The sequence below is a fragment of the Achromobacter sp. UBA2119 genome (assembly GCF_002331005.1).
Taxonomy (GTDB): domain Bacteria; phylum Pseudomonadota; class Gammaproteobacteria; order Burkholderiales; family Burkholderiaceae_B; genus Achromobacter; species Achromobacter animicus.
Map to the genome: position 1 here is coordinate 148,274 of NZ_DCYD01000003.1, position 13,423 is coordinate 161,696.

At 67.2% G+C, this 13,423-nt stretch carries 9 protein-coding genes; 4 read left to right on the forward strand and 5 right to left on the reverse strand.

Annotated features, from left to right (window positions below; translation table 11 throughout):
* Positions 1-24 precede the first annotated feature (24 nt).
* Positions 25-903 (reverse strand): helix-turn-helix transcriptional regulator, encoded by an 879-nt coding sequence (locus B3098_RS02485; RefSeq protein WP_286890562.1) that lies wholly within the window; start codon positions 901-903, stop codon positions 25-27.
* 96 nt (positions 904-999) lie between these two features.
* Here B3098_RS02485 and B3098_RS02490 point away from each other — a divergent pair, with 96 nt between their 5' ends.
* A complete protein-coding gene (locus B3098_RS02490; protein WP_286890563.1) occupies positions 1,000-2,451 on the forward strand; it encodes an MFS transporter in 1,452 nt (483 codons plus the stop codon).
* A gap of 28 nt (positions 2,452-2,479) precedes the next feature.
* Here the strand turns inward: B3098_RS02490 and proC are convergent, their stop codons facing one another.
* The 4 genes from proC to B3098_RS02510 all read right to left on the reverse strand — a co-directional run bounded on the left by proC (position 2,480) and on the right by B3098_RS02510 (position 6,629).
* A complete protein-coding gene (gene proC / locus B3098_RS02495; RefSeq protein ID WP_286890564.1) occupies positions 2,480-3,286 on the reverse strand; it encodes a pyrroline-5-carboxylate reductase in 807 nt (268 codons plus the stop codon).
* A gap of 100 nt (positions 3,287-3,386) precedes the next feature.
* On the reverse strand, positions 3,387-4,157 hold the full coding sequence (locus B3098_RS02500; protein ID WP_286890565.1) for a phytanoyl-CoA dioxygenase family protein: 771 nt from the start codon (positions 4,155-4,157) through the stop codon (positions 3,387-3,389).
* A 128-nt stretch (positions 4,158-4,285) separates the two neighbouring features.
* On the reverse strand, positions 4,286-5,398 hold the full coding sequence (locus B3098_RS02505) for an AI-2E family transporter (RefSeq protein WP_056559631.1): 1,113 nt from the start codon (positions 5,396-5,398) through the stop codon (positions 4,286-4,288).
* A gap of 163 nt (positions 5,399-5,561) precedes the next feature.
* The gene (locus B3098_RS02510) at positions 5,562-6,629 is read right to left on the reverse strand and encodes a LysR family transcriptional regulator (RefSeq protein WP_175122249.1); all 1,068 of its coding nucleotides are present in this window, start codon (positions 6,627-6,629) and stop codon (positions 5,562-5,564) included.
* A 386-nt stretch (positions 6,630-7,015) separates the two neighbouring features.
* Here B3098_RS02510 and B3098_RS02515 point away from each other — a divergent pair, with 386 nt between their 5' ends.
* The 3 genes from B3098_RS02515 (at position 7,016) to B3098_RS02525 (ending at position 13,003) form a co-directional block, all read left to right on the forward strand.
* Entirely contained in the window at positions 7,016-8,209 is a 1,194-nt protein-coding gene (locus B3098_RS02515) for an efflux RND transporter periplasmic adaptor subunit (RefSeq protein WP_286890569.1), read from the forward strand.
* Positions 8,210-8,234: 25 nt separating this feature from the next.
* Positions 8,235-11,450: an efflux RND transporter permease subunit gene (locus B3098_RS02520; protein WP_286890571.1), complete on the forward strand. Its 3,216-nt coding sequence runs from the start codon at positions 8,235-8,237 to the stop codon at positions 11,448-11,450.
* A 74-nt stretch (positions 11,451-11,524) separates the two neighbouring features.
* Positions 11,525-13,003, forward strand: a complete 1,479-nt coding sequence (locus tag B3098_RS02525; protein ID WP_286890572.1) for an efflux transporter outer membrane subunit — start codon at positions 11,525-11,527, stop codon at positions 13,001-13,003.
* The last annotated feature ends 420 nt before the right edge of the window (positions 13,004-13,423 follow it).

Sequence of the window (13,423 nt, forward strand, 5' to 3'; positions counted from 1 at the left end):
TTGTGCTGGCGCCCCCGAAAAATCCTACTCCGAGGGCGCCAGCGGCACAGCGGGACCCGCCTGCACCCATCGCGCGAAGTCGGCGGCACGGGCTTCATCCGGCGCGGGCGCATAGACCACCAATCGCAAGTGCCGGCTTTCATCGACACTCAAGGTGGCGTGCTCGAACGCGATATCGCCCAACGCATCCACATGCAGCGTGCGCAGTCCCATGCACGAGCCATGCACGTCGTGTTCGCGCCACCACGACTGGAATTCAGGCGACACACGTTCCAATTCATCAACCAGTTCAGCGATATCGGACACGCCGGTCGCGCTGGCGAAATCGCGCCGGAACGAGGACAGCATGCGGGGCGCCTGCACCGTCCAATCCACAAAGCGTTCACGCATCGCGGGGTCCACGAACAGCATCCAGAGGAGGTTGCGCCGGCCCGGCGCCTGCCCGGAAAAATTGAACACCTTGTCTGCGGCGGCGTTCCACACGACGACGTCCCAACGCAGGTTCAGGATGTAGGCGGGCCGCGCGGGCAGGTCATCCATCAAACGGCGAACCTGCGCGGGCACGGTGCACCACGTGCGGCCGGTCTCGGCCGGCGGACGCTGGTGCGCCAGCAGATACAGGTGGCGGCGCTCGGCGTCGTCCAACCGCAGCACGCGCGCCAGGTTTTCGAGAAAGGTGGCCGACACGCTGATGTTGCGCCCCTGTTCAAACCACGTGTACCAGGCCAGTCCGACGCCGGCCAGCGCCGCCACTTCCTCGCGGCGCAGTCCGGGCGTGCGGCGGCGGCGGCCGGGCGGAAGCCCCAGGTCAGCGGGAGTGAGCCGTTCCCGGCGCAGGCGCATGAATTCGGACAGGTCGGCCCGGGTGCGGTCCAGACGGCGTGAAATGGCGGATTCGGTCATGACGGGGTTGCACAGAGTAATAGCATAAACAGCTAAATTGTATAAGGCTAAAGGTCCGCCCAGAATAGCGCCGATCCTGACTTTTTGGACGCTTTCATGTCGACCACTACCCTTCCCGCCACGCCGTCGGCCGCCCCTGCCGACCCCGCTTCGCCACGACTCGGCAAGCTCGGCCTGGCGGTGCTGCTATCCGGCGGCTTCATCACGATCTTCGACCTGTTCGTCGTGAACGTGGCCATCCCCAGCATGCAGGCCACGCTGTCGGCCAGCTTCGCGCAGATCAACTTCATCATCGCCGCCTATGAACTGGCGTATGGCGTGCTGCTGATCGCGGGCAGCCGGTTGGGCGACCGCCATGGCAGGCGACGGCTGTTCATGCTGGGCATGGCGGGCTTTGCGGTGGCGTCCGCGCTGTGCGGCCTGGCGCCCACGCCGGACACGCTGATCGCCGCGCGCATCCTGCAGGGCGCCGCCGCGGCCCTGCTGTTCCCGCAGGTGTATGCGCTGATCCGCGTCAGCTTCGAGGGGCATGCGCGGCGCCGGGCGTTCGGGCTGCTGGGCATGACGCTGGGCCTGGCCGCCATCGCCGGGCAGGTGCTCGGCGGTTGGATCGTCCATGCGGATCTGTTCGGGTTGGCGTGGCGTGCCATCTTTCTGATCAATCTGCCGCTGGGGCTGCTGGCGTGCTGGCTTGCCCGGCACATCCCCGAATCCGCCGAGCCCTCGGGCGCGGCGATGGACTGGCCCGGCGCCGCGCTCGTGGGCCTGGGGTTGGCGTTGCTGCTGCTGGCGTTGATCGAAGGCCCCGCCCAGCAATGGCCCGCCTGGACGCTCGCCTGCGGCGGGGCATCGGTGGTTGCGCTGGCAGCCTTCGTGCGGCTGCAGCGCCGGATCGCCGCGCGCGGCGGCGTGCCGCTGGTGGACATGGACTTGCTGGCGCAACCACGCTTTGCGGCGGGGTGCCTCGTCGTGATGCTGGTGTTCTCCACCGCCAGCGCCATGTTTCTTTGCTACGCCTTGCTGGTGCAGACGGGCTTTGGCCTGGATGCGTTGACGGCCGGCATGATCTTCGCGCCGGCCAGCGTCGGATTCGTGGCGGGATCGATGGTGGCGCCGCGATTGGTCACCCGGTACGGCACGCGCGCGATCGCGCTGGCCGCGCTGTTGTACGGCGGGGCGACGGCGGCGCTGATGATGCAAACCGGCATCGGCGGCGCCAGCCGGTCGCCGTGGACGCTGCTGCCTGCGCTGGTGTGGTTGGGCGCTGCGCAAGGCGCGGTCAACACGCCGCTGGTCAACCTGGCGATGGGGCTGGTCGACGACCGCCAGGCCGGCATGGCGGCGGGCGTGGTGTCGACCTTGCAGCAGGTGGGCGCCGCGCTGGGCCTGTCGGCGGCGGGCATGCTGTATGGCGGTGCGCTGGAGGCTTACGCGGAAGCCAGCGCAGCGGAGCGTCATGCGCAGGCGTTTGCGTCGGCCCTGCAATTCAATGTCGCGGCCATCCTGGTGGCGGCCGCCTTGTTGTGGCGGCTGGGCCGTCATCGCTGACGGCCCATCGTCCAGCCGCGCCGAGGCTTTACCCCGCAGACAACTCGCGGGCGCGCTGCTGCGCCTTGTGCACGGCCTCGGTAATGGCCTGGGCCACGCCAGCCTGCTGCATGTGCGACAGCGCCGCGTAGGTGGTGCCGCCCTTGGAGGTGACGCGGTCCTGCAATTCGGTCAGCGGCACGTCTTCGCTGGCAGCCAGTTCCGCCGCGCCGCGGAAGGCAGCGACTGCGAGCCGGCGGGCGTCGGCGGGCGCAAAGCCCAATTCGACGGCGCCCTTCTCCAGCGCCGCCATGAAGTGGAACACGTAGCCGGGGCCGCTGCCCGTCACCGCGGTGACGGCGTCGATCATCGCTTCGGAGTCGGTCCAGATGCGTTCACCGACGGCGGCGAACAGCCCATCGACCTGATCGCGCTGCGCCTGTTCGCAGGCCGGCGTGGCGAAAAGGCCAGTCATGCCCAGACCTACCTTTGCCGGCGTGTTGGGCATGGCGCGCACGATGCGCGCGTGCCCGCCCAGCCAGTCCGACAACGCGGCCAGTTCGACGCCCGCCGCGATGCTGACCACGGTGGCCTCGGCCGGCAGATGCTGCCGGACCTGGCCGCAGGCTTCGCGCAGCACTTGCGGTTTGGTGGCCAGCACACACAGGGCGGCGTCGCCGATGTCGGCACTGACGCTTTCCTGGCAGGGCAAGCCGCGTGCGACCAGCGCCTCGCGCGTCGGCGCGTAGGGTTCGATCACCAGAAAATCGGTCAGCGCCCGGCCCTGGCCGATCAGTCCGTCGATGATGGCGGAGGCCATATTGCCGCCGCCGATGAAGACAATTTTTTCACGCATGTTGCTTCAGTTCCGAAGTAGGGATTGCGGACCGGACCGGCATGGGTGCATTGCCGGCGCGCGGGTCATTGATGCGACAGTCTACGGGCATTCCGCGGCGTCACGCCCCCGCCAGCGGCACGCCCGCCTGCGACGACGACCGCGTGCCGGGCAGCGGATGGCAGGATTCGGGGTAATAGGTATGGACCACCGACAGCTTCACGCGGTCGCTGCTGTTGCCTTGCGCGGCGTGCAGCGTGCGGCAGTGAAAGAACACCACGTCGCCCGCCTGCAGTTCGGGACAGACGGCGCGCGCGATCCAGTCGGCGTTCTGCGGCACGTCTTCGCGGAAGAATTTCTTGTCGTCGAACTGGTCCGGCGCGAACGCCGCCGCGTGCGAGCCCGGAATGAACGACAGCCCGCCATTGGCGCCCGTCTCCGGCCCCAGGGCCAGCCAACAGGACACCAGGTCCGTGTCCGAGAACGACCAATAGCGGATGTCCTGATGCCAGCCCGTCAGACTGCCGTACGCAGGATGCTTGGTCATCACGCAGTTGTGGTGCACGGTGGACAGCACCGGCGTCTCGTTGAAGTAGCGCTGCAACCACTGGCCAATGCGCGGATCGGTGGCCCACTGCGCAAACAGCGGGTCGCGCGCGTAGGCGTTGAGCAGGCGGCGCACAGTCAGGCCGCCCTCGGCGCTGCGCGATTGCGGCGCGCCGGGATAGCGCAGGTCGGCTTCGTATTCGATGGGTGCGACATGGTCGCGCAAATGGCGTTCGGCCAGCGCGCGCAGCGCGGCAACCTGTTCCTGGCTGGCGAACTGGCGCGCCACCACGAAGCCCTGCTCGCGCAGGACGGCTATCTGATCATCAGGCAATAACCCGGACATCTCGATCCTCACAGCCCGCGGCGAAGGCGGCGCGTCTGCGGGCGGGCAGGCGCGCACCGGGCAAGGCGCCGGTCACGCGGGATGGCTAGATTACCAAATGGCAAGGCCGCCGGGCGGCTCCCGCGTCCTCAGCCCGCGGGCGTCTTCTCGGGGCGGACCGGCGGCGGCGTCAGCCGGGCGGCGTCGCGCTCCTGGACCTCGTGGTGCACCCATTCGCGCCAGACGGCCACCAGCAGCGCCATCAGCACGGGACCCACGAACAATCCCACGATGCCCATGGTTTTCACGCCGCCCACCAGCCCGAAGAAGGTCGGCAGGAACGGCAGCTTGACGGGACCGCCCACCAGGCGCGGGCGCAGGGTCTTGTCGACGATGAAGAGTTCGACGCTGCCCCAGACCATCAGCGCAATGCCCGCGACCACATGGCCCGAGCCCACCAGATACAGGGACACCAGCGTGAACGACAGCGGCGCGCCGCCGGGAATCAGCGCCATGAAGCCGGTGACCACGCCCAGCAGCACGGGCGAGGGCACACCCGCGACCCAGTAGGCGATGCCCAGCACCACGCCCTCGCCCAGCGCGATCAGGCCCATGCCGGTGACGGTGGAATTGATGGTGGCCGGAACCACGCGCGAAAAGCGCTGCCAGCGGGCGGGCAGAATGCGCTCGCCCAGCACGTCCAGTTGCGCGACCATGCGTATACCGTCCTTGTAGACGAAGAACAGCGTGATCAGCATGAAGAGAACGGTCAGCAGCAACTGGAACACGTTGCCCGTGGCGGCCAGCGCCATGCGGTAGATGTTGCCCAGGTGTTCGCCGCTGACGGCTTCGACCAGCGCGCCCAGCGCGTGAGGCTGGCCGATATAGGATTGCCAGTACTGTCCCAGGCGATCGCCCACCACCGGCAGGGACGAAATCCACGCGGGCACGTCCACGCCGTGGCGGTTGGCCGCGATGGCCCAGGCGACAAACGCGCTGGCTTCCTTGATGGCATAGGACAGGGCCAGCGACAACGGGACGATCAGCACCACGACGACGACCAGCAGCGCCAGCGACGCGGCAACCGCCGTGCGGCCGCCGCAACGGACGACGAGGCGTTGGTACAGGGGCCAGCTGGCCAGGCCGATGATCAGCGCCGCCAGGGCCGGAACCAGGAATCCGCTAAGAAAGTAAACCCCCGCCAACAGCACAAGCAGCAACAGCCAACGGGCGATCAGGTAGGCGGGTAGAACAGGCTGCATAGCGGATCGACTGTAAGGGCGTTGTAGGCTTTGACTGTCGGACTATACAGACGTTTCATGCAATACGAGGGACGTAAGGGCTGTATTTACTACGGGGTTTCCCGTGCTTAACGCAGATGGCGGACCCGAAGGTCCGCCATGTCGTCGTTCAGCCTGCGCGGATTTACAGCACGTATTCCGCAGCTTCCTCGCGGGCGGTGCGGCGACGCGGGGCCATGTCGGCCAGCGCCGGGATAGCGGGCACGGGCGGTTGCGCCGGCGCGGTCTGTCCCTGATTGCGCTGGTACACCGCGCAGGACGCGGCGGCCGGGTCGGTCTCGTCGCGGCCGCTGAGCAGCGGACACCCGGCGAACAGTTCGGCCACCCAGTCGGTAAAGGCCCGCACCTTGGGCGACAACTGCCGGCTCTGCGGATACAGCACCGAGATTGCCGTGGAGCTGGGCTTCCACTGCGGCAGGATCTCGATCAGCTCGCCCGATTGCAGATACGGCAGCGCCATGTAGCGCGCGGTCTGGATCAGCCCAAAGCCCTTCAGCCCGCAATCCAGGTAGGCGCCCGCTTCGTTCACGGCCACCGTGCCCTTCATGTCCACTTCCTGGTGCTTGCCGTCCACCTTGAAGTCCCAGGCACAGTTGCGGCCGGTGCGGCTGGAGAAATAATGCACCGCGTGGTGGTCGCGCAACGATTCGATCGTCTGCGGCATGCCGTGGCGCGCCACGTAGGTCGGCGACGCGCAGGTCACGGTCTGCAGCGTGCCGATGCGGCGGGCGACGAGGCTGGAATCTTCGAGATCGCCGGCGCGGATCACGCAGTCCACGGCTTCCTGGACCATGTCGACCGGACGGTCGCCCAGGCCCAGCACCAGCTCGACGTCGGGGTATTTGTCGTGGAAATCACACAATGAGGGAATCAGGATCAACCGGCCGATGCAGGTCGGCACATCGATGCGCAGCCGGCCCTTGAGCCGCAGGGCCGCTTCCTGGAAGCAGGCCTCGGTCTCTTCCACGTCGGCCAGGATGCGCACGCAGTGCTGGTAATAGCCTGCGCCGTCGGGCGTGAGGCCGATGCGGCGCGTGGTGCGATTCAACAGGCGAACGCCAAGAAGGCGTTCCAGATTCTGAATGATGGTGGTGACGGTGGTGCGCGGAAGCGATAGGCTGTCGGCCGCCCGGGTGAAGCTATTGGCGTCCACGACGCGCACAAACACCTGCATAGCCTGAAAGCGGTCCATGGCAAGGGTGTCCTTAGGCAAATAAGTCGGGGTGGACGGAGCATAACCCGATTTCGGCCTGGATTAGTCATTCTCCACGAACAGTGTTGCCGGGATAGACAGGTTTATCCGCCCGGACAAAACACTCAGAATGCAAACCATCTTGAAGTGCCCTTGCCGCCCGGCGCAAGAAAAGGGCATGTCAATCCTCAGATTCCGCCCCCGCAGCGACCCGCCCTGATCAGGCGCCCGCCGCCCCTGGATAAGCGACCCCGGTCGATGCTGCACCGCAGCATATCCATATAGCGCCGGATTCTTAGGACTGGCATCCCCGCCCCGCCGACTCCTCGTCCCCGCATCCCGGGCAAGCGCGCTTCCGCCTCTAAAAGACCACTCAAGGAAACACCATGGTTTCGCGTAAACGTATTGCTGTGCTCGTCGTATTTGCAGCCGTGCTGGCGGCGGGCGGCGGATACGCCCTCACCCGCGGCCCCGCGGGCGGCAATGTCGCGATGGCGCAGGGCGCCCCCGCCGCGCCGCCCGTCGAGGTGGCCGAAGTCCTCAACAAGACGATCGTCGACTGGCAGCGCTATTCCGGCCGCCTGGAAGCCATCGACCGCGTGGACATCCGCCCCCTGGTCTCCGGAACGCTGACCGCCGTCCATTTCAAGGACGGCAGCATCGTCAAGAAGGGCGACGTGCTCTTCACCATCGACCCGCGCCCCTACGCGGCCGAGGTGGACCGCGCCGCCGCGGCGCTGACCGCCGCCAAGGCGCGCGCCGCCTACACGGCCTCGGAACTGGCCCGCGGCCAGCGCCTCTTGACCGACAACGCCATCGCCCGCCGCGACTTCGAGGAAAAGCAGAACGCCGCGCGCGAAGCCGCCGCCAACCTGCAGGGCGCCCAGGCCGCGCTGGACTACGCCAAGCTCAACCTGGGCTACACGCGTATCGAGGCCCCCGTGGACGGCCGCGTGTCGCGCGCCGAAGTGACCGTGGGCAACGTGGTCGCCGCCGGCGCCGCATCGGTGCCGCTGACCACGCTGGTGTCGGTGTCCAAGATGTACGCATCGTTCGACGTGGACGAACAAACTTTCCTGCGCTACGTGAACCCCTCCCGCAACGGCCGCAATGGCGCGGTGCCGGTCGAACTGGGCCTGGCCAATGAAGACGGCTACTCGCGCACCGGCGCCGTGCAGTCGGTGGACAACCGCCTGGACGCCACCTCCGGCACCATCCGCGTGCGCGCCGAGTTCGACAACGCCGACGGCACGCTGCTGCCGGGCCTCTACGCCCGCATCCGCCTGGGCGGCAGCGAACCCCGCGAGGCCGTGCTGATCGACGAACGCGCCATCGGCACCGACCAGGACAAGCGCTTCGTGCTGGTGCTGGACGACAAGAACCACGCCGTCTACCGCCAGGTGAAGCTGGGCGCCAATCAGGAAGGCCTGCGCGTCGTCGACGCCGGCCTGACTGCCGGCGAACGCATCGTCGTCAACGGCCTGCAGCGCATCCGTCCCGGCGACGCCGTGACCCCGACCGTTGTCCCCATGGTTGCCGCCAAGCGCAACCCGGTCAAGACCGCCTCGGCGCAGAACTGAGCCGACGCGTCGAACGAGAACGTTTATGAATATCTCGAAATTCTTCATCGACCGGCCGATCTTCGCCGGCGTGCTATCGATCCTGGTGCTGCTGGCAGGCCTGCTGGCCATGTTCCAGCTGCCCATCTCCGAATACCCGGAAGTCGTGCCGCCGTCCGTGGTGGTGCGCGCGCAGTACCCGGGCGCCAACCCCAAGGTCATCGCCGAAACCGTCGCCTCGCCGCTGGAAGAATCCATCAACGGCGTCGAAGACATGCTGTACATGCAGTCGCAGGCCAACAGCGACGGCAACCTGACGCTGACGGTCAACTTCAAGCTGGGCGTGGACCCGGACAAGGCGCAGCAGCTGGTGCAGAACCGCGTGTCGCAGGCGCTGCCGCGCCTGCCGCCGGATGTGCAGCGCCTGGGCGTGACCACGGCCAAAAGCTCTCCCACGCTGACGCTGGTCGTGCACCTGATCTCGCCCAATGACCGCTACGACATCACCTACCTGCGCAACTACGCCATCCTGAACGTCAAGGACCGCCTGTCGCGCATCACGGGCGTGGGCGAAGTGACGGTGTGGGGGTCGGGCAACTACTCCATGCGCGTGTGGCTCGATCCGCAAAAGGTCGCGCAGCGCGGCATGACCGCATCCGAAGTCGTCAACGCGATCCGCGAACAGAACGTGCAGGTGGCCGCCGGCGTGATCGGCGCCTCGCCCACGCAGGGCGACGTGCCGCTGCAATTGAACGTGAACGCGCGCGGCCGACTGCAGACCGAAGAAGAATTCCGCGACATCATCCTGAAGACCTCGCCAGACGGCGCCGTGACGCACCTGTCCGACGTGGCCCGCGTGGAGCTGGATGCGCAAGAATACGGCCTGCGTTCGCTCCTGAACAACAAGCAGGCGGTCGGCATGGGCATCATGCAGTCGCCGGGCGCCAACGCGCTGGACGTCTCCAGCCAGGTGCGCGCCGCAATGGCCGAACTGGCGCAGGACTTCCCGCCGGGCGTGGAATACCGCATCGAATACGACCCCACGCAATTCGTGCGCTCCAGTATCGAAGCCGTCGTGCACACCCTGCTCGAAGCCATCGCGCTGGTCGTGCTGGTGGTGATTCTGTTCCTGCAGACCTGGCGCGCGTCCATCATCCCGCTGCTCGCGGTGCCCGTCTCCATCGTCGGCACGTTCGCGCTGCTGCTGATGTTCGGCTACTCCATCAACGCGCTGTCGTTGTTCGGCATGGTGCTGGCCATCGGGATCGTGGTGGACGACGCCATCGTGGTCGTCGAAAACGTCGAGCGCAATATCGCGGCGGGCTTGAGTCCACGCGATGCGACCTATCGCGCCATGCGCGAAGTCAGCGGCCCCATCATCGCCATCGCGCTGACCCTGTGCGCCGTGTTCGTGCCGCTTGCCTTCATGACGGGCCTGACCGGCCAGTTCTACAAGCAGTTCGCCATGACCATCGCCATCTCGACGGTGATCTCGGCCTTCAACTCGCTGACCCTGTCGCCCGCACTGTCGGCCCTGCTCCTCAAGAGCCACCACGACAAGCCCGACTGGCTGACCCGCGGCATGAACCGCGTCTTCGGCCGCTTCTTCAACTGGTTCAACAACATGTTTGGCCGCGCGTCCGAGTCCTACGGCACGGGCGTGGCCAGCGTCATCCGCCGCAAGGCCGGCGCGATGGGCGTGTACGCCGTGCTGGTCGCCGCGACCATCGGCGTGTCGTACCTGGTGCCAGGCGGCTTCGTGCCCGCGCAGGACAAGCAATACCTGATCGGCTTCACGCAGCTGCCCAACGGGGCCTCGCTGGACCGCACCGAAGACGTGATCCGCCGCATGAGCGACATCGCCCTGAAGGAACCTGGCGTGCAATCGGCCATCGCCTTCCCCGGCCTGTCCATCAACGGCTTCACCAACAGCTCCAGCGCCGGCATCGTGTTTGTCACGCTCAAGCCTTTCGGCGAGCGCAACAACGCCGAGCTGTCCGGCAACGCCATCGCCGCGTCGCTCAACCAAAAGTTTGCCGCCATCCAGGACTCGTTCATCGCCGTGTTCCCGCCCCCGCCCGTCATGGGCCTGGGCACGCTCGGCGGCTTTAAGCTCCAGCTGGAAGACCGCGCGGCCCTCGGCTATGCCGAACTGGACAAGGCCAAGCAGGCCTTCCTGGAAAAGGCGCGCCAGACGCCGGAACTGGGCCCCACGTTCTCCAGCTACGAGATCAACGTCCCGCAGCTCGACGTCGACCTGGACCGCGTCAAGGCCAAGCAGCTTGGCGTGCCGGTGACCGAAGTCTTCGACACCATGCAGATCTATCTGGGCTCCATGTACGTCAACGACTTCAACCGGTTCGGCCGCGTCTTCCAGGTTCGCGCCCAGGCTGACGCGCCCTTCCGCGCCCATGCCGACGACATCCTGCAGCTCAAGACCCGCAACGCCGCCGGCGACATGGTCCCGCTGTCCTCGCTGGTCACCGTCAAGCAGACCTTCGGCCCCGAAATGGTCGTGCGCTACAACGGCTACACCGCCGCCGACATCAACGGCGGCCCCGCCCCCGGCTACTCGTCCGACCAGGCGCAAGCCGCCGCCGAGCGCGTCGCCGCCGAAACCCTGCCGCGTGGCGTCAAGTTCGAATGGACCGACCTCACGTACCAGCAGATCCTCGCGGGCAACGCCGGCCTGTGGGTCTTCCCCATCAGCGTCCTGCTCGTCTTCCTGGTGCTGGCCGCGCTGTACGAAAGCCTGACCCTGCCGCTCGCCGTGATCCTCATCGTGCCGATGAGCATCCTGGCCGCACTGACCGGCGTCTACCTCACCGGCAACGACAACAACATCTTCACGCAGATCGGCCTGATGGTGCTGGTGGGGCTGTCCGCGAAGAACGCGATCCTGATCGTCGAATTCGCCCGAGAGCTCGAAATGAACGGCCGCACGCCGCTCGAAGCCGCCATCGAAGCCAGCCGCCTGCGCCTGCGTCCCATCCTGATGACGTCCATCGCGTTCATCATGGGCGTGGTGCCGCTGGTGCTGTCCTCTGGCGCCGGTTCCGAAATGCGCCACGCCATGGGTGTCGCCGTCTTCTTCGGCATGCTCGGCGTGACCCTGTTCGGCCTGTTCCTCACGCCGGTGTTCTACGTCCTGCTCCGCTCGCTCGGCGGCAAGAAGCTGCACTCCGCCGCGCCGCACGAAGCCCCCGTCTGCGTGCCGCACATCGACCCCAACGCGCCGCCCGAGCCGCAACACCACGCGTAAGCCGACAGAAAAAAGAGTAGCCAGCGCGTCCCGTCCGAATTCGCACGGGACGCGCGCCAAAGAGAAACGTCATCATGATCAAAAGACTGACCCGAGGATCCGCCCTGCTCGCCATGCTGCTCGTGCTGGCCGGCTGCGCGGTGGGTCCCACCTACCAGCGCCCCACGGCCGACACGCCCGCCGCCTTCAAGGAAGCCGCCCTGCCCGCGTCCGAAGCCGGCACCTGGAAGCCCGCCGAACCTTCTGAGGACGCCCTGCGCGGCGCCTGGTGGAAGGTCTTCAACGACGAAGGCCTGAACCAGCTTGAAGAAGAAGCCCAGCGCGCCAACCAGGACCTGCAGGCCGCTGCCGCCCGCCTCACCCAGGCCCGCGCCCTGCAACGCGAAGCGCGCTCCGGCTTCTTCCCCAGCCTGGACGCCGGCTTCGGCCCCAACCGCCAGCGCCCCTCGGCCGTCTCGCAAGGCCTGCCCGACGGCACGTCGACTTCCCCCGTCACCACCTGGCGCGCGCAAGGCACGGTGTCATACGAGGCCGACCTCTTCGGCCGCGTCGCATCGACAGTGGACGCCGCCACCGCCGACGCCCAGCAAAGCGAAGCGCTCTACCGCTCCGTCCTGCTCGCCCTGCAAGCCGACGTCGCCACCACCTACTTCCTGGTCCGTGAACAGGACGCCGAATCGCGCATTTACCACCAGACCGTCAAACTGCGCACCGACACCCTTCAACTCATCCAGCGCCGCTACGACGCCGGCGACATCAGTGAACTGGACCTGGCACGCGCCAAGGCCGAACTCGCCTCCGCGCAATCCGAAGCCCTGGGCATCGACCGCCGCCGCGCCACCGCCGAACACGCGCTGGCCGTCCTGCTGGGCCGCGCCCCATCCGAATTCACCATGCCGCCCCAGCCCATCGAAAAGATCGCGCTGACCATCCCCGCCGGGCTGCCCTCCACGCTGCTCGAACGCCGCCCCGACATCGCCGCCGCCGAACGCGCCATGGCCGCCGCCAACGCCCGCGTCGGCGCCGCCAAGTCCGCGTTCTTCCCCCGCCTGGACATCACCGGCGCCTTCGGCTACGAGTCCTCGGAACTGGGCAACCTCTTCCAGTGGTCCAGCCGCACGTTCCTGCTGGGCCCGCTCGTCGGCGCCGCCCTGTCCATGCCCATCTTCGACGGCGGCCGCCGCCAAGCCGGCCTGGACCGCGCCCGCGCCGTCTACGAAGAAGACGTCGCCGTCTACCGCCAGACCGTCCTGAACGCGTTCCGCGAAGTGGAAGACAACCTCGCGAACTTGCGCATTCTGGCCGACCAGACCAAGGCTCAGAACGAAGCAGTGGAAGCGGCTGCGCGCGCGGCGAAGCTTTCGCACACGCAGTATCGCGAAGGCTCGATCAGCTATCTGGACGTGATTGAAGCCGACCGCAGCGTGCTCTTGCAGCAACGCGTGTCGGTGCAACTGACTGCCGAACAGGCCCGGTCGACGGTGGGGTTGATTCGCGCTATCGGCGGCGGCTGGGATAACCCGATCCCGCCGGAAAAGGTGGCGACGAAGTAACGCAAACCAGTTTGGTGTCTGACACGCGAGGCGTTTCTAACCCGGTGTCAGACACCCCGCGTAAACCGGCTTGCACTCGTTACGGTTAAGCCCCATGGGTGTCAGACACCTAGCCACCACCGAGCCATCACCGAGCCGTCGGCAACCGACACGGCACCGCCAAAAAACCACCCGCACGCCAGCGCGCAGCGCCATCGCCCCGACGCAAGACACCGCGTAAGCCCCACCAGGCCGCCCGCGCGGCCGCAGTGGGGCGGGCCCCGCAAGACGCTCCGACTCACGAAAAGCGTCGGCAAGAACCTCAAGAACCCCACCCACGCCAGCGTCCTATCAAGTTCAAACCACCGCAGCCCGGTGTGGCGGCGGCCTGGGTGCGCGGGGCGTGTAGATGCGCCCGAGGGAATCGGAAGGCAGTCGCCG